The following is a 16,382-nucleotide window of genomic DNA, read 5'->3' on the forward strand; positions in this document are numbered from 1 at the left end:
GCCCGGAGAGTCTAGACGTCCGGTGTCACGGAACCGCGGTGGCCGTGCGGGACCTTCCCGGGGGCGGCGGGCAGCCTCGCCGTGCGCAGCACCCGGCGCTCCGCGTCCACGGCGAACACCTCGCAGCCCTCGCGCGCCGCGGCCCAGGCGACGCCCTCGGCACCCATCGCGAACGCCGCCGTGGCGGTCGTGTCCGCCTCGGTGAGGGTCGGCGCCACGACGGTGACGCTGAGCAGGCCGGCCGCCGGACGCCCGGTGCGCCCGTCGACGATGTGGTCGCCGCGTTCGTAGCGCGCGGAGGTCGCGACCGCCGCGTCGGTGACCTCCAGGACGGTGCACAGCCGGCCGGCGTCCTCGGGGTGCCGTACGCCCACCCGCCAGGGCCCGCCCGCCGCGACCACGTCACCCCCGGCGTTGAGGCAGAAGCGGCGCGCGCCGGACGCGCGCAGCAGCCCGGCCGCCCGCTGCACCGACCAGCCCTTCACCACCGCGCAGGGGTCGAGGCCCCGCCCCGGCAGCCGGACGTCGAAGGCACCGCCGGTCGCGAGCCGGTACTCCTCGCACAGGTCGAGCACCTCCTCCAACTCCGCGCCGGCCCGCGCCACTTCGCCCCGGTCCAGCCGGGACACCTCGCTGTCGGGCCGGAACGGGCTGAAGCGCGCGTCGGCTTCGCGCAGCCACGCGAAGACGGCGTCCGCGGCCTCCGCGGGCACGTCCGGGTCGTCGACCCGCAGCGAGACCGGGAAGCCCATGACGTGTTCGACGCGCCGCACGTCAGGCGCCCTGGGCGTCGATGGCGGCCTGGAGGGACTCCCGGTAGCCGTCACTGGTGACCGTGGCGCCGGAGACGGTGTCGACGTCGGCGCTCTGACTGTCGAGCGTCTCCTCGATCAGCCGGGGGACGGCGGCCGTGGTCTGCGGGTGGTCGGGCTGCTGGAGCAGGCGTACGGCGGTGATCCTCCGGTCCCGGAAGGTCACCTCGACCTGTACGGGGCCCTTCTCGGTGTCGACGGTGGTGCCGGCGACGACGGTGGAACCGGCGGCCGGCGCGGACGGCGCCACCGACGGGACGGAGGGCGCGGGTGCGGAGGCCGCCGTCCCGTGGGACGGGGCGTAGCGCCAGACCGGGATCAGGCCGGCGATGCTCAGGACCAGGACGGGCAGTGCGCGCTTCACGGTGCGGGGGTTCCTCTCGTGCGGCCGGGCTTGCCGGGCCGGGCTTGTCGGGCCGGGCTCATCCGGCCAGGCTGAAGCGTTCGGCGTGTATCTGCCGTCCGGGTACGCCCAGTTCGCGCAGGGTGCGGAGCACCGCCGTGGTCATGCCGGGCGGCCCGCAGACGTAGACGTCCCGTTCGGCGACGTCGGGGACGAGCGCGGCGAGCTCGCGCGGGCCCAGCTTGTCGGGGGCGGCCGGTCCGGTGACCAGGTGGAGTTCGGCGCCCTTGGCGTGGGCGAGGTCGCGCAGTTCGTCGTGGAGGACGGCGTCGCGGGCGGTGGCGACGCGGTGGACGAGCACCGCGTGTCCGTGCAGCTCCTCCAGCAGGGCCCGGATCGGGGTGACGCCGACGCCGCCGGCGATCAGCAGGGTGTCCGGGCGGGTGCGGTGCAGCGCGGTGAAGGCGCCGTAGGGGCCCTCGGCGAAGACGCGGGTGCCGGGCTCGAGGTGGCGCAGGGCGGCGGTGCCGTCGCCCGCCGTCTTGACGGTGAGACGGAGCTGCCTGCCGTCGGGCGCCATGGAGAGCGAGAAGGGATTGGCCTGCCACCAGCGGTCGCGGGTCAGGAACCGCCACAGGAAGAACTGGCCGGCCCGCGCGGGCAGCCGGTCGAGGTCGCGGCCGCCCAGGTACACGGAGACGACGTGGTCGTTCTCCGGGACGACGGCGGTGACGCGCAGCCGGTGCCGCAGGTTGCGCCGCAGCGGCAGCACGACGCGGCCCAGCAGGACCGCGCCGAGGGCCGCGCCCCACACCCCGTACCAGTACGTCTTCGCGGCGGGCGAGGAGGTGAAGGACGTACCGACGGCGACCTGGTGGGTGAAGGCCAGCACCACCGCGACATACGTGTACAGGTGGACGAAGTGCCAGGTCTCGTACGCCATCCTGCGCCGGGCGGCGCGTGCCGAGACGGCGCCCACGGCCACGAGGACCGCCAGGGCGACGAGCGCGCGCAGCACGCCCTCGACGGTCTCGGCGAGGTCGACGAGCTGGTTCAGCGGGTCCATGCCGGACGGCTGGGCGTACCCGAAGGTGATGAAGGTGACGTGGGCGAGGAGCGTCCACAGGACGGCGAACCCGGTCCAGCGGTGCCAGGAGGTCAGCCGGTCCATGCCGATGCGCCGGTCGAACCAGGGCAGCCGGGCCACCAGGACCAGCTGGAAGGCCATGAGCAGGGCGCCGTAGAGGCCGGTGAGGCGGCCGAGGACCACGAGGGTGTTGGAGGCGAAGCCCGCCCGGGCGAACAGGACGGCCACGACGGCCGCGTTGGCGGCCAGGATCGCGTACAGACCGGTACGGGCCACCGCCTTGGGGCGGAGGGCCGGTGCGGAGGGCGGCTGACGGTGGGGGGCGCTCGGGACTGTGGTCACGGCACCGAGCTTCACCCGCCCGACCTGTCGTTTCCCTGTCGGTCGACTTTCAGGTACTTATCGATCTCGGTACGGCGGTCACCGCGGTATGGGGTGCGGACGTCCGGTGGCGCAGTATGAGCGGGTGGAAAAAGTACGGCTCCTCGTGGTGGACGACGACCCGCCCATCGCCGACCTCGTGGCCACGGTCGCCCGCTACGAGGGCTGGGAGGCGGTCACCGCCAACTCCGGCGAGCAGGCGCTGCGGCTGGCCGCCGGGTTCCGGCCGGACATCGTGGTGCTCGACCTGATGCTGCCGGACGTCGACGGCTTCGGCGTCCTGGACCGGCTGCGCCGCTCGGGGACGATGGTGCCGGTGGTGTTCCTCACCGCGCGCGACGGAGTGGCCGACCGGGTGGCGGGGCTGACCCGGGGCGGTGACGACTACCTGGTCAAGCCGTTCGCGGTGGAGGAGCTGATGGCGCGGCTGCGGACCGTGCTGCGGCGCAGTGCCGGGCCCGGCTTCCAGCGGTCGGTGCTGCGGGTGGCGGACCTGACGATGGACGAGGACACCCGGGAGGTGCGCCGGGGCGAGCGGCGGCTGTCGCTGACCCCGACCGAGTATGAGGTGCTGCGCTACCTGATGCGCAGGTCGCCGACCGTGCTGACCAAGGCGCAGATCCTCGACCACGTGTGGGAGTACGGCTTCGGCGGCCGGTCCAACGTCGTGGAGCTGGTGGTCAGCCGGCTGCGCCGCAAGCTGGACGACACGGACGACACCGCCGAGCCGCTGATCCGGACGGTGCGGGGCTTCGGGTACGCGATCCGGCAGGCGGCCCGGTGATACGGCGGTGGTGGCACGCCTACCGCGGCCTGCGGCTCGGGACCCGGATGGCGCTGGGCCTGGGAGTGCTGTCGCTGGCGGTGTTCGCCGTGGTCGGGACCGTGCTGACCGCGTACATGCGGGACTACCTGGAGCGGCAGCTCGCCGACCAGATGAAGCTGGTGCAGGTCGTGCAGTCCAAGGACGCGGCGGCGCACGGCACGGTCCGGCGCAAGCCCTACTACGGCTGGTACACCGCCGTGTACGACGTCTCCGACGGCTCGGCGGACCTGCGCACGCCCGCCGAGGTGCCGGCGGACAGCCGCGCGTTCACCGCCCTCGCGCAGACGATGGCCCGCTCGGACGACGACCTCACCCGCACCGTGCGGATCGGCGGGCACGGCCCCTACCTGCTGCGGGCCTGCGAGGTCGAACCCGGGGTGGTACTGGTCAGCGCCGCGCCCATGGGGGACGTCGAGGACACCGTGGAGCAGCTGATCACGGTGCAGGTCGTCGCCTTCGGTCTCGCGCTGCTGGCGCTGGTCGTGTTCGGCCGGCGGATGCTGCGGCGCGGGCTGAAGCCGCTGAGCGACATGGCGAGCACGGCGCACGGCATCGCCTCGCACGACCTGACCGAGTCGGCCGCCCGGCTGCCGCTGCGCGTGGACGGACGGGACGGCGGCCAGGAGGTGGTGGAGCTGCGGACCGCGTTCAACACCATGCTGGAGCACATCGACGACTCGCTGGCGGTGCGCGCCGAGGCCGAGCAGCGGCTGCGCCGGTTCGTCGCGGACGCCTCGCACGAACTGCGCACCCCGCTGATGTCGGTGCGGGGCTACGCCGACCTGTTCCAGTACGCGGCGGCCAACGCGCCCGGGGAACGGGAGCGGCACCTGGCCCGGCTGCGCGCCGAGGCGGCCCGGATGGGCGTTCTCCTGGACGACCTGCTGCTGCTCGCCCGGCTCGACGCGGCGGAGGTGGAGGCGCCGCTGCGGTGGGAGGACGCGGATCTGACGGAGCTGGTACGGCAGGCGGGCGACGCCTTCCGCGCCGGTCACCCGGAGCACCCGCTGACGGTGACGCCCGGGCCGGCGGCGGTGAGGCTGCGCCTGGACCCGCAGCGGATCCGGCAGGTGCTCGACAACCTGCTCACCAACGCCGGCGTGCACACCCCGCCGGGCACGAAGGTCGCGGTGGCCGTGTCCGTGACGGCCGACGCGGCCCGGGTGACGGTCGCCGACACCGGGCCGGGCATCCCGGCCGCCGACCGGGAGCGGATCTTCGACCGTTTCTACCGCGTCGACAAGGCCCGCAGCCGCGACCGCGGCGGCAGCGGGCTGGGCCTCGCCGTCGCCGGCTCGCTGGTGCGGGCGCACGGCGGCACCATCGACCTGGGCGACGAGCCGGGCACGACGGTCTTCACCGTGACGCTCCCGGCCGCCGCCCGCTGACTCAGCTCTCCGCGGGCGCGAGCCGCAGCGCGATGCTGTTGATGCAGTACCGCTGGTCGGTCGGGGTCGGATACCCCTCACCCTCGAACACGTGCCCGAGGTGCGAGCCGCACCGGGCGCACCGCACCTCGGTGCGCACCATTCCGTGGGACCGGTCCTCGATCAGCTCGACCGCGTCGGTGTCCTTGGGGTCGAAGAAGGACGGCCAGCCGCAGTGGGAGGCGAACTTCGTCTCCGAGGTGAACAGGTCGGCGCCGCAGGCCCGGCAGGAGTAGACGCCCTCGGTCTTGGTGTCGGTGTACTCACCGGTGAAGGCGGGTTCGGTCGCGGCCTGCCGCAGTACGGCGTACTCGGCCGGGGCCAGCTCCGCGCGCCACTGCTCGTCCGGCTTCTCGACGTCGTACGACATGAGTCCTCAACCCCTTACTTCGCCTTGCTCGACAGCTCGTCCAGGATGCGCGGTCCGAGGTCCGTGACATCGCCCGCGCCCATGGTGAGAACCAGATCACCGGCCTTCGCCATTCCCGCGACCACCCCGGGCGCCTCCGCCTTGTCGCGCACCGGCGTGACGTCGGCGCCCGCGGCGCGGGCCGCCTCGATGATCAGGTCGCTGGTGATGCCGGGGATCGGGTCCTCGCGGGCCGGGTAGATGTCGAGCACGACCGACGCGTCCGCCAGGGACAGGGCCTGGCCCATCTCCTTGCCCAGCTCCTGGGTGCGCGAGAAGAGGTGCGGCTGGAAGAGGACGAGGATGCGGGCGTCGCCGACGGCGGCGCGCATGGCCTCCAGGTCGGCCGTCATCTCGGTGGGGTGGTGCGCGTAGGAGTCGACGACCTGGACGCCGGCCGCCTCGCCCTTGAGCTGGAGGCGCCGCTTGACGCCGGTGTAGGCGGCCAGGGCGGGGGCCAGCTCGGCGGCGGGGATGCCGAGGGCCGCGCCCGCGGCGAGGGCGGCGACCGCGTTGTGGGCGTAGTGGCGGCCGGGGACGGAGACGGCGAAGGTGAGCTCGGCGCCGTCCATGACGACGGTGACCTCGCTCCTGAGGCCCTGCGGGACGACCGACAGGATCCGTACGTCGGCGTCCTCGGACTCCCCGTACGTCACCGTCCGCACCGACCCGGCCAGCCGCCGCGTCAGCTCCCGGGAGCCGTCCTGGTCGGCGGCGATCACCAGGGTGCCGCCGGGGACGATCTTCCCGGCGAAGGTCTCGAAGGACTCGTAGATCTCGTCCATCGACGCGTAGTTGGCGTGGTGGTCGAGTTCGACGTTGAGGACGATGGCGACCTCGGGGGCGTACGTGTGGAAGCTGCGGTCGCTCTCGTCCGCCTCGGCGACGAAGATCTCGCCGTCGCCGTGCAGGGCGTTGGAGCCGGGCGCGTCCAGGTCGCCGCCGATCGCGTACGACGGGTTCAGGCCCAGCTCGGACAGGGAGACCGCCAGCATGGAGGTGGTGGTGGTCTTGCCGTGCGTGCCGGCGACCGCGATGGGGCGCAGGCCGTTCATCAGGGCGGCGAGGGCGTCGGAACGGTGCACGACCGGGATGCCGCGTTCGGCCGCGCGGGCCAGCTCCGGGTTGTCCGCGCGGATCGCCGAGGACACGACGACGCAGCTCGCGTCGTCGGCGAGGTGCTCCGCCGCGTGTCCGATGTGCACGGTGGCGCCGAGTGCGCGCAGGGCGTCGGCGGTCGCGGACTCCTTGGCGTCGCTGCCCGCCACCACGGCACCGCGCTGGGCGAGGATCTTGGCGATGCCCGACATTCCGGCGCCGCCGATGCCGATGAAGTGCGGTCGGTCCATGGCGGTAGGAAGGCCGGGTGCCATGCGCTGTTCTCCCCAGAGGTGCGACGGGTGTACGAGAGGTGATGTGCCGGTGGGCGCGCCCCCGGCGCGGGAGCGCGGCCCCAGCCTATGCCTTGCTGTGGGAGAACAGTTTCAGGACCGGTACGCCGACCTTGTGCCGGGCCCGCGAGGCCCAGTCCCGGTGGAAGAACTCCTCCACGTAGTGCGGATCGGTCAGGACGATCACCTCGTCGGCGCCGGCCTCCAGGACCAGGGACTTGAGCTCGTCCAGCGGGTGGTCCTCGATCAGGCGGCCCTCGGCCTCGGCACCGGACGCGCGCAGGGCGGTGAGGGACACCTCCAGTGCCCGCTGCCCGACGCTCAGCGCCTCCTCGCCCTCCGGTGTCTCGCCCTCCCGCACGGCGTCGTCGAGCTCGCCGAGCGCGACGTCGTCGATGGCCCGCAGCAGCCGGTCCGCCTGATCGCCGCGCGGCTGGAGCAGCACGTGGAAGGCGACCGGCTCCTCCCCGTGCAGAGTGGTGACGAACTCCACGTCGGCGGACGTCAGGGCCTTCTCGATCATCAAAACGCTTGTGAACACCAGGCGCCCCTTCTCCTCGGCGGGCCCGTGGGCCCACCCTCCGTAGGCCGTACCGGACCCCGCGGAAACCATCCTGCCCCGTGATCGCACGGGTACTGCCGGATTCAGTGTGCCCGGAACAGACCAATCGGAACGGTAGATTCCGTCTATTCCCCCGGTCACGCCGCTCCCCCGGTCACACCGGTACCGGCTGTATCAGTCACGCCGGTACCGGCTGAAGAGGAAGCCCTCCTCCTCCAGCAGGGACGCCAGGGCGAACCGCCGCGGAACCCCGACCGAGGGCCCGCCCGCGATCCGCTGCGCGTCACCCGCGGTGAGCATCGGCGAGACGGTCAGGCACAGCTCGTCGAGCACGCCGGCCGTGACGAACTGGCCCAGCAGCCGCGGACCGCCCTCGGTCAGCAGCCGGGTGTGGCCGAGCCCGACGAGGGCGTCGACGGCACGCGCGGGGTCCACGCCGACGCCGTCACCGGCGATCACCACCCGGGCGCCGGCCCGCTCGGCGGCCGCGATCCGGTCCGGGGCCGCGGCGGCGCCGGTCAGGACCAGGGTGGGCACCGTGGGCGAGGTGAACAGCGGCAGCGAGAAGTCCAGCTCCAGACTCGCGCTGACCACCGCGATCGCCGGCGCGGGGCTCTGCCCGGCCGCCCGCCGCAGCTCGGCGAACTCCGCGCGCGAGCGCGCCGGGCGGTACCCCTCCTGGCGTACGGTCTCGGCGCCGGCGACCACCACGTCCGCCAGGGAGCGCAGGGTGCCGAAGACGCGCATGTCGGCCGCGCTGGAGATGGGCTGGGACCGGCCTTCGTGCTGGGCGGCCCCGTCGAGGGTGGAGACCATGTTCGCCCGCAGCCACGCCCCCGGCCGCCCGCCCTGCTCGGGGTAGGCGTAGGCGGCGGCCAGCTCGGCGAGGCTCCACTCCCGGTCGGTCCCGTCGGCACCCGGGCCGGCTGTCTGATCGGTCACAGGGGTCACGGGGAACAGGCGTCGCATGCGGTGCAGTGTTCCACGTGCCCGAAACCCCAACCGCGCGGCCGGTCGCCCGCTCGCGTGGCCGCGGGCGACCGCGCCTTCCCCGGGCCCGGGCAGCCGGGGGCGCGCTCCCCGGGGGCGGCACGGGCGGGCGCGGCGGCTGCCCGGGAGGCCGGGTCGCACGCCCCGCACCGCCCCGCGGCCGGGACCGCGCCGGTCCCGTCCACGCCCGTACACCGACGGGCCCTCCTCGAACAGCCTCTACCATGGACCACCGTGTCGCCCTCCTCCCCTGCCTCCGGCCCCACCTCGATAGCCGGGACGGCCCCGCTGTCCCTGTGCGCCCGCGAGCCGCGCGTCCCCGCGGACCGCCTGGTCGCCGAGATGGTGCCCCCGCCCCGCTTCGACTCGGTCCGCTTCAGCACCTACATCCCGGACCCGAACCAGCCCAGCCAGAGCGAGGCCGTACGGGTCCTGGAGGACTTCGCGACCGGGCTGGACGGGGCCCCCGCCGCCACCGGCAGACGCGGCTTCTTCGGCCTCGGCCGGAGCAGGACCCCGAAGCCGCCCGCCGGCCCCCGCGGCGTCTACCTCGACGGCGGCTACGGCGTCGGCAAGACCCACCTGCTGGCCTCCCTGTGGCACGCCACCCCCGCCGAACCCTCCCGCAAGGCGTTCGGCACCTTCGTGGAGCTGACCAACCTCGTCGGCGCCCTCGGCTTCCAGCAGACCGTGCAGACCCTCTCCGGACACCGTCTCCTGTGCATCGACGAGTTCGAGCTCGACGACCCCGGTGACACCGTCCTCGTCTCCAGCCTGCTCGCCCGGCTCGTCGAGGCGGGCGTGGCACTCGCCGCCACCTCGAACACGCTGCCGGGCAAGCTCGGCGAGGGGCGCTTCGCGGCGGCCGACTTCCTGCGCGAGATCCAGGGCCTGTCCGCCCACTTCCGCGCCCTGCGCATCGACGGCGAGGACTACCGCCACCGCGGCCTGCCCGAGGCGCCGGCGCCCTACTCCGACGAGCAGGTGACCCGCGCGGCGCAGGCCACCGCGGGCGCCTCCCTGGACGGCTTCCCCGCGCTCCTCGACCACCTCGCCCGCGTCCACCCCAGCCGCTACGGCGCCCTGACCGACGGCGTCGCGGCCGTGTGCCTCACCGGGGTGCGCCCGGTGCCGGACCAGTCGACGGCGCTGCGCCTCGTGGTGCTCGCGGACCGGCTCTACGACCGTGAGGTGCCCGTCCTGGCCTCCGGGCTGCCCTTCGACCGGCTCTTCGGCGAGGAGATGCTGAAGGGCGGGTACCGCAAGAAGTACTTCCGGGCGATCTCCCGGCTCACCGCGCTGGCCCGGGACGCGGCACGGCTCGTCGACACGCCCTGAGAAGAGCCCGTTCCCGCCAACCGAGCGCGATTTTCAGGCTCTCTTCAGCTCGTAACGCTACGTTAACCCTGCAAAGCTCTTTGCAGGGTTAACGTGTTTCTTGACCGCGCATTGACCTTGCGTTGACCTCGCGTTGACCACGTGCCGGCACACGCGCACGGCGTGAACAGCCTGGAGGGGGGCTCATGTTACGAGGCACGACGGCCCGGACCATGGTTCCGTTCCTCGCCGCCGTCCTGATCGCCCTGATGGTCTTCGCGCCCAGCACACCCTTCACAGCCGCGCACACCAGCCGTGAGGCCGTGGCCAACGCCGATCCCGGAACCATCCTCTCCGGCGCGGCGCTGCACGACGAGACCGTCACCTGCCACGAGGCCGGCCGGTCCGGGGAACCGACCAGTTCCCCCCGCGTCCGCGACCGGCACCGCACCGCCTCCGCGCCCCAGCCCGACGCTCCCGAGCGCCCGTACCTGCGCCAGCGCGGCCCGGCGGCGTCCGAACCCGCCACACCCGGCCGTGCGGCCGGGCAGAGGACGAGATCCGCGCCGGACCACTCCCCGGCGGCACTCCAGGTCTTCCGCTGCTGAGGGCCGGCAGTACATCCCCCACCTCTGTCCTGCCCATCCGACGCGCCCCCACTGCGCGCCAGGAGGAATCACCCCATCATGCAGCCCCTCATCGACAACGCCCGCACGTTCGGACAGCGCCCTGAGGAGTTCGCCGGGCTCGCCGAAGGCCAGTCGCCCGAAGTCCTGTTCATCACCTGCTCCGACTCCCGGGTCGTACCCGCCCTGATCACCGGCGCCCGGCCCGGCCAGCTCTTCGAGCTGCGCACCGCGGGCAACATCGTCCCGCCCCACGGCTCCGAGCGCCCCTCCGGCGAGGCCGCCACCATCGAGTACGCGGTGGAGGTACTCGGCGTCACCGACATCGTGGTCTGCGGCCACTCGCACTGCGGCGCCGTCGGCGCGCTGGTGCGCGGCGACGACCTGACCGCCGTACCCGCCGTGCGCGACTGGCTGGCGCATGCCGCGGACGAACCGAAACCGTGCGACCCCTCCGACCCGACGGTCGCCGAGGCCGTGCAGCACCACGTCCTGGCCCAGTTGCTGCGGCTGCGCTCCTACCCCTGTGTCGAGCGCCGGCTGACGGACGGCCGGCTGCGGATGCACGGCTGGTACTACGAGGTCCACACCGGGGTCGTACGCGAACACCACGCGGACACCGACACGTTCGAGACCCTGTGAGCGCCGGCATGAACGCCATATCCGAGAAGACCCGCACGTTCCCTCATCTGCGGCAGGACTTCACCGCCTCGCTCGTCGTGTTCCTGGTCGCCCTCCCGCTGTGCGTGGGCGTCGCCGTCGCCTCCGGCGTACCGGCCGAACTGGGCCTCGTCACCGGCATCGTGGGCGGCCTCGTCACCGGACTCCTCCCGGGCAGCAGCCTGCAGGTGTCCGGCCCGGCCGCCGGCCTGACCGTGCTGGTCTTCGGCGCCGTCGACGAGTACGGGCTGCCCGCGCTCGGCGTGATCGTGCTGGCCGCCGGTCTGATCCAGCTCGCGATGGGCGCCCTGAAGCTGGGGCGCTGGTTCCGGGCGATCTCCCTGTCGGTCGTCGAGGGCATGCTCGCCGGTATCGGCCTCGTGCTCATCGCCGGCCAGCTGTACTCGGCGGCCGGGCTGGAGGCGCCCGCCTCCGGCCTCGACAAACTCACCGGACTGCCCGGGGCCGCCGCCGACGCGCTGGGCAGCACCGAGGCCCTGACCTCGCTCGCCCTCGGCGCCGGCACCATCGCGGTGATGGTGCTCTGGAAGCGGCTGCCGGAGCGGGTGCGGACCGTGCCGGGCGCGCTGGCCGCGGTCGGACTGGCCACGGCGGTCACCGCGGCGTTCGGCCTGTCGGTCGCGACGGTCGAGGTGAACGGCCTGCTGGACTCGATCCAGCCGCCCGGTGCCGACGCCTTCGGCGAGCTGGCGAGCGTGGGCCTCCTCGGCACGATCGTCGCCTTCACCCTGATCGCCTCGGCGGAGAGCCTGTTCAGCGCCGCCGCGGTGGACCGGCTGCACAACGGCCCGCGCACCGAGTACAACAAGGAGCTGATGGCGCAGGGCGCGGGCAACACCGTGTGCGGTCTGCTCGGCGCGCTGCCGATGACCGCGGTCATCGTGCGCAGTTCCGCCAACGTCGGCGCCGGCGCGCGGACCAAGGCGAGCCGGGTGCTGCACGGCGTGTGGCTGCTGCTGTTCGCCGCGCTGCTGCCGTCCACGCTGGCGCTGATCCCGCTGCCCGCGCTGGCCGGCATCCTGGTCCACGCGGGCTGGAAGCTGATCCCGTTCCGCGGCATCGTGTCGCTGTGGCGCGGGCACCGGGGCGAGGCGCTGATCCTGGTGGTGACGGCCGTGTCGATCGTCGCGGTGAACATGTTCGAGGGCGTGCTGATCGGTCTGGCCCTGTCCGTGGTCAAGACCGCCTGGGAGGCCTCCCACCTCAGGACGGAGGTCGTCGACAAGGGCGCCGGCCCCGTCCAGGTGCACCTCACGGGCAACGCGACCTTCCTGCGGCTGCCGAAGCTTCTGGAGAGCCTGGAGGCGCTGCCGCAGGACCGCCCCGTCGAGCTGGACCTGTCCGGGCTGCACCACCTGGACCACGCCTGCCGCACCGCGCTGGAGAACTGGGCCGAGCGGCACAGCGCCACCGGCACGGACCCGGTGAAGGTCACCGAACCGGCGACGGCGGCCGCCGTGTAGGCCCACCGGCGCGGATCGTCCGCCCGTGCGGACGATCCGCCGGTGACGGCGCCCGGTCCGGGGCATGGCCTCGGACCGGGCGTCCGGCATATCGTGACAAGGGCATACGGAACGGGCCTCACGGCGAGGAGGTCGTCATGCTCGAGGAGCTGCTGACCGCGGCAGTCGCCACCGGAAGCGCCGGGCTGCTCTATGTCGCCTCGGCGGCGCGGGTCGTCAAGCAGTACGAGCGCGGGGTGGTCTTCCGGCTCGGGCGGCTCGCGGGTCAGGTGCGCGAGCCCGGGTTCACGATGGTGGTGCCGTTCGTGGACCGGCTGCACAAGGTGAACATGCAGATCGTCACCCTGCCGGTGCCCGCCCAGGAGGGCATCACCAGGGACAACGTCACCGTGCGCGTGGACGCGGTCGTGTACTTCAAGGTGGTCGACGCGGCCAACGCGCTCGTCCGGGTCGAGGACTACCGGTTCGCCGTCTCGCAGATGGCCCAGACCTCGCTGCGCTCGATCATCGGCAAGAGCGACCTGGACGACCTGCTGTCCGACCGGGAGAAACTCAACCAGGGCCTGGAGCTGATGATCGACAGTCCGGCCGTCGGCTGGGGCGTCCAGATCGACCGCGTCGAGATCAAGGACGTCTCCCTGCCGGACACGATGAAGCGCTCGATGGCCCGGCAGGCCGAGGCCGACCGGGAAAGGCGGGCGCGGGTCATCAACGCCGACGCCGAACTCCAGGCGTCGAAGGTGCTCGCCCAGGCGGCGCGGGAGATGTCCGAGACGCCGGCGGCCCTGCAACTGCGCCTGCTGCAGACGGTCGTGGCGGTGGCCGCCGAGAAGAACTCGACCCTGGTACTGCCGTTCCCCGTGGAGCTCCTGCGGTTCCTGGAGAAGGCACAGGAGCGGTCCGTCGAGAGGTGACGCGCCGAGCGACACGTCGACCGGCACGGCGACGGACGCGTTCTACGCGCGTGGTTCCCGGGACTCCGGTCAGATGATAGACACAGCGGGTCACAATCCTGTCCGCCAGCAGGAAGGTCACCCCATGTCCGCAACACGACGCCAGGTGCTCGCCCGCACGGGGGCCCTGGGCGCAGGCATCGCCTTCACCGGCGCCCTCTCCGAGCTCTTCGCCGGCACCGCCGCCGCGCAGTCCCCGGGCCACACCGGCTACGGCCCCCTGATCCCCGACCCCGACGGCCTGCTCGACCTGCCCAGAGGGTTCCGCTACCGGGTCCTGTCCCGCGAGGGCGACGAGCTGCGCTCCGGCGAGGGCCTGGTCCCGTCCAACCACGACGGCATGGCCGCCTTCGCCGCCCGTTCCCGGGGCCGCCACGGGGGCGGCCCCGGCGGCGTCCACCTCGTCCGCAACCACGAGAACCGCGCCGACGGCAGACTCCCCGTCCCCACGGTCGAGGGGCTGACGTACGACCCGGAGGGCAAGGGCGGCTGCACGGCCCTGACCCTGGACTCCCGGGGCCACGTCCGTGACGAGCGGGTCGCGATCGCCGGTACGGCGGTGAACTGCGCGGGTGGTCCCACCCCGTGGCACACCTGGCTGACCTGCGAGGAGACCGAGGACAAGGCCGGCACCAACGGCTACACCAAGGACCACGGCTTCGTCTTCGAGGTCGACCCGGCCGACCCGCACCGCACCGGCGCGGTGCCGCTGACCGCGATGGGCCGCTTCCAGCACGAGGCGGTCGCCGTGGACCCGCGACGGGGCGTGGTGTACGAGACGGAGGACGCGTTCGAGCGGCCGTTCGGCCTCTTCTACCGGTTCCTGCCCGAGAAGCCGCTGGGCGGCACGGGCTCGCTGCGGGCAGGCGGCCGGCTCCAGGCGATGCGCGTACCGGGCGTACCCGACCTGTCCTCGATCCGGGAGACGGGCGCCTGCTTCGACGGCATCCAGTGGGTGGACGTGCCCGACCCGCTGGCCGCCGGGACGCCCGTCCGGCACCAGGACTTCGGCCGGGGCGGCATCACGCACGCGCAGAAGCTGGAGGGCTGCTACTGGGGCGGGCGCAGCGTCTACTTCGTGTCGTCCTTCGCCCGCAGCGCGGAGGGCTCGGCGGGCGACCACTACGGGCAGATCTGGCGCTACGACCCCGAGCGGCGCCGGCTGACGCTGGTGATCGTGTTCGGTCCGGACACCGACGTGCAACTCCCCGGCGAGTCCCCCGACAACATCTGCCTGGCCCCCAGCGGCGGGCTCATGGTCTGCGAGGACGGCAACGGCGCCCAGCACGTCTACGGCGTGACCAGGCGCGGCGAGGTGTACGCGGTGGCCCGCGGCGCCCAGAACATCGGGACGCCGGACGAACCGGAGTGGGGCGAGTTCGCCGGGGTCGCCTTCTCCCCCGACGGCGACACGATGTACGTCAACTGCTACACGCCCGGGACGACGTTCGCGGTGACGGGCCCCTGGCGCGGGTAGCGGGCGACGCGTCGGCAGCGGCGGGCGCACCGCCCGGTCACTGAAGCCGCGGTTACGGGGTACCCGGGGCCGCATGACGGAGAACCCCCAGGTCAACGGCTCGTACTGGCTTCAGACGGCACCGGGCGGTGCGCCGCGCCCCGCCCTCGCGGAGGACCTCGGCGTCGACGTCGCCGTGATCGGCGCCGGCGTCGCCGGGCTGAGCACCGCCTGGGAACTGGCGCGGGCCGGGCGCAGTGTGGCGGTGCTGGAGGCCGGGCGGGTCGCCGCCGGCGTCACGGGTCACACCAGCGCCAAGCTGACCGCCCAGCACACGCTGGTCTACGACAAGCTGCGCCGCACGCGCGGCCCCGAGGGCGCCCGCCTGTACGCCCGCTCGCAGTCCGAGGCGATCGAGCACGCCGCCGGGATCGTGGCCGAGCTGGGCATCGACTGCGACTGGGAGACCCGCAGCGCGTACACGTACGTCCGCGACGCGGGCCGCGTGGACGAGCTGCGGGCCGAGGCGGCCGCCGCGAAGGAGGCGGGGCTGCCGGCGTCGTTCGTGACGGAGACGGGACTGCCGTTCCCGGTCGCGGGCGCGGTCGAGGTCACCGGGCAGGCCCAGTTCCATCCGCGCAAGTACCTGCTGGCCCTCGCCGACGACCTGGAGGCACACGGCGGGCGGATCTTCGAGAACACCACCGTCCACGACCTGCACGAGGGCGAGCCGTGCCGCGTGTCGACCGGGGCGGGGGCGACGGTGACGGCCCGGGACGTCGTGGTCGCCACGCACTACCCGATCTTCGACCGGGCGCTGCTGTTCGCCCGCCTCTCCCCGCGCCGGGAGCTGGTCGTCGCCGGGAGCATCGCGGCGGACCGCGATGTCGACGGCATGTACATCACGCCGGACGAGAACACCCGCTCGGTCCGTACGGCGCCCCTGGACGGCGCGGGCGGCGACGCGGGCCGCCGGCTGCTCGTCGTCACCGGGGAGCACTTCACGCCCGGCACGGGCGACACCCGGGAGCGCTTCGACCGCCTGTCCGCCTGGGCCGGCGAGCACTTCCCGGGCACCGACCTCACCTACGCCTGGGCCACGCAGGACATCGACCCCACGGACACCGTGCCGATGGTGGGCCCGCTGCACCCGGGCGCGCACCACACGTACGTCGCCACCGGGTTCGGCGGCTGGGGACTGAGCGGCGGCATGATGGCGGGCCGGCTGCTCGCCGCGCAGATCAACGGCGAGGAGTGCGCGTGGAGCGGGCTGTACGACCCGCGCCGGCTGCGCACGGCGGTGCGTGAGGCGCCGGCGTTCCTCAAGACACAGGCCGAGGTCGCGCGCCACTTCGTCGGCGACCGGCTGCGTCCCGCGCCGCCGGTGGACGCCCTGCCGCCGGGCGAGGGAGCCGTCGTCCGGGCGGGCGGTGACCGGCTCGCGGTCTACCGGGACGAGGCGGGCGCGCTGCACGCCGTGTCACCGCGCTGCACCCACCTGGGCTGCCTGGTCGACTTCAACGCGGCGGAACGCGCCTGGGAGTGCCCCTGTCACGGCTCCCGCTTCGACACGGACGGAAAGGTGATCGAGGGCCCGGCGACGAAACCGCTGGAGCGGCGGGACATCTGACCCGGGCCGCACGTCCTGCGCCGTGAGG

General features: G+C 73.6%; 16 protein-coding genes. 9 read left to right on the forward strand and 7 right to left on the reverse strand.

The window, feature by feature from the left end:
• Window positions 1-11: 11 nt before the first annotated feature.
• The 3 genes from ACP4IX_RS16345 to ACP4IX_RS16355 are packed head-to-tail and all read right to left on the reverse strand — an operon-like array spanning window position 12 to window position 2,584.
• On the reverse strand, window positions 12-773 hold the full coding sequence (locus ACP4IX_RS16345; RefSeq protein ID WP_426555930.1) for an FAD:protein FMN transferase: 762 nt from the start codon (window positions 771-773) through the stop codon (window positions 12-14).
• 1 nt (window position 774) lies between these two features.
• Window positions 775-1,176, reverse strand: coding sequence for an FMN-binding protein (locus ACP4IX_RS16350; RefSeq protein ID WP_426555931.1), 402 nt, complete (start codon window positions 1,174-1,176; stop codon window positions 775-777).
• A 58-nt stretch (window positions 1,177-1,234) separates the two neighbouring features.
• Window positions 1,235-2,584: a ferredoxin reductase family protein gene (locus ACP4IX_RS16355; protein ID WP_426555932.1), complete on the reverse strand. Its 1,350-nt coding sequence runs from the start codon at window positions 2,582-2,584 to the stop codon at window positions 1,235-1,237.
• A gap of 106 nt (window positions 2,585-2,690) precedes the next feature.
• Here ACP4IX_RS16355 and ACP4IX_RS16360 point away from each other — a divergent pair, with 106 nt between their 5' ends.
• Both ACP4IX_RS16360 and ACP4IX_RS16365 read left to right on the forward strand, forming a co-directional pair.
• The gene (locus tag ACP4IX_RS16360) at window positions 2,691-3,407 is read left to right on the forward strand and encodes a response regulator transcription factor (protein ID WP_426555933.1); all 717 of its coding nucleotides are present in this window, start codon (window positions 2,691-2,693) and stop codon (window positions 3,405-3,407) included.
• The gene (locus tag ACP4IX_RS16365; RefSeq protein ID WP_426555934.1) at window positions 3,404-4,837 is read left to right on the forward strand and encodes a sensor histidine kinase; all 1,434 of its coding nucleotides are present in this window, start codon (window positions 3,404-3,406) and stop codon (window positions 4,835-4,837) included. The genes ACP4IX_RS16360 and ACP4IX_RS16365 overlap by 4 nt, the downstream gene beginning before the upstream one ends.
• 1 nt (window position 4,838) lies before the next feature.
• Here ACP4IX_RS16365 and msrB read toward each other — a convergent pair whose 3' ends face one another.
• The 4 genes from msrB to ACP4IX_RS16385 form a co-directional block, all read right to left on the reverse strand.
• A complete protein-coding gene (gene msrB, locus ACP4IX_RS16370) occupies window positions 4,839-5,246 on the reverse strand; it encodes a peptide-methionine (R)-S-oxide reductase MsrB (RefSeq protein WP_426525105.1) in 408 nt (135 codons plus the stop codon).
• Between the two features lie 14 nt (window positions 5,247-5,260).
• Window positions 5,261-6,658, reverse strand: coding sequence for a UDP-N-acetylmuramate--L-alanine ligase (gene murC, locus ACP4IX_RS16375; protein WP_426525107.1), 1,398 nt, complete (start codon window positions 6,656-6,658; stop codon window positions 5,261-5,263).
• A gap of 85 nt (window positions 6,659-6,743) precedes the next feature.
• Window positions 6,744-7,217, reverse strand: coding sequence for an indole-3-glycerol phosphate synthase (locus ACP4IX_RS16380; protein ID WP_426525109.1), 474 nt, complete (start codon window positions 7,215-7,217; stop codon window positions 6,744-6,746).
• A gap of 195 nt (window positions 7,218-7,412) precedes the next feature.
• Window positions 7,413-8,207 (reverse strand): pyrimidine reductase family protein, encoded by a 795-nt coding sequence (locus ACP4IX_RS16385; protein ID WP_426555935.1) that lies wholly within the window; start codon window positions 8,205-8,207, stop codon window positions 7,413-7,415.
• Window positions 8,208-8,462: 255 nt separating this feature from the next.
• Here ACP4IX_RS16385 and zapE point away from each other — a divergent pair, with 255 nt between their 5' ends.
• The 7 genes from zapE to ACP4IX_RS16420 all read left to right on the forward strand — a co-directional run bounded on the left by zapE (window position 8,463) and on the right by ACP4IX_RS16420 (window position 16,354).
• Entirely contained in the window at window positions 8,463-9,566 is a 1,104-nt protein-coding gene (zapE, locus tag ACP4IX_RS16390) for a cell division protein ZapE (RefSeq protein ID WP_426525113.1), read from the forward strand.
• A gap of 185 nt (window positions 9,567-9,751) precedes the next feature.
• Window positions 9,752-10,153, forward strand: a complete 402-nt coding sequence (locus ACP4IX_RS16395; RefSeq protein WP_426525115.1) for a hypothetical protein — start codon at window positions 9,752-9,754, stop codon at window positions 10,151-10,153.
• 78 nt (window positions 10,154-10,231) lie between these two features.
• A complete protein-coding gene (locus ACP4IX_RS16400; RefSeq protein WP_426555936.1) occupies window positions 10,232-10,813 on the forward strand; it encodes a carbonic anhydrase in 582 nt (193 codons plus the stop codon).
• An 8-nt stretch (window positions 10,814-10,821) separates the two neighbouring features.
• Window positions 10,822-12,315, forward strand: coding sequence for a SulP family inorganic anion transporter (locus ACP4IX_RS16405; protein ID WP_426555937.1), 1,494 nt, complete (start codon window positions 10,822-10,824; stop codon window positions 12,313-12,315).
• A gap of 137 nt (window positions 12,316-12,452) precedes the next feature.
• On the forward strand, window positions 12,453-13,229 hold the full coding sequence (locus ACP4IX_RS16410; protein ID WP_426555938.1) for a slipin family protein: 777 nt from the start codon (window positions 12,453-12,455) through the stop codon (window positions 13,227-13,229).
• 124 nt (window positions 13,230-13,353) lie between these two features.
• The gene (locus ACP4IX_RS16415; RefSeq protein WP_426525123.1) at window positions 13,354-14,745 is read left to right on the forward strand and encodes an alkaline phosphatase PhoX; all 1,392 of its coding nucleotides are present in this window, start codon (window positions 13,354-13,356) and stop codon (window positions 14,743-14,745) included.
• 73 nt (window positions 14,746-14,818) lie between these two features.
• The gene (locus ACP4IX_RS16420) at window positions 14,819-16,354 is read left to right on the forward strand and encodes an FAD-dependent oxidoreductase (RefSeq protein WP_426555939.1); all 1,536 of its coding nucleotides are present in this window, start codon (window positions 14,819-14,821) and stop codon (window positions 16,352-16,354) included.
• Window positions 16,355-16,382: the final 28 nt, after the last annotated feature.

It is taken from the genome of Streptomyces sp. WG5 (genome assembly GCF_049974565.1).
GTDB lineage: Bacteria > Actinomycetota > Actinomycetes > Streptomycetales > Streptomycetaceae > Streptomyces.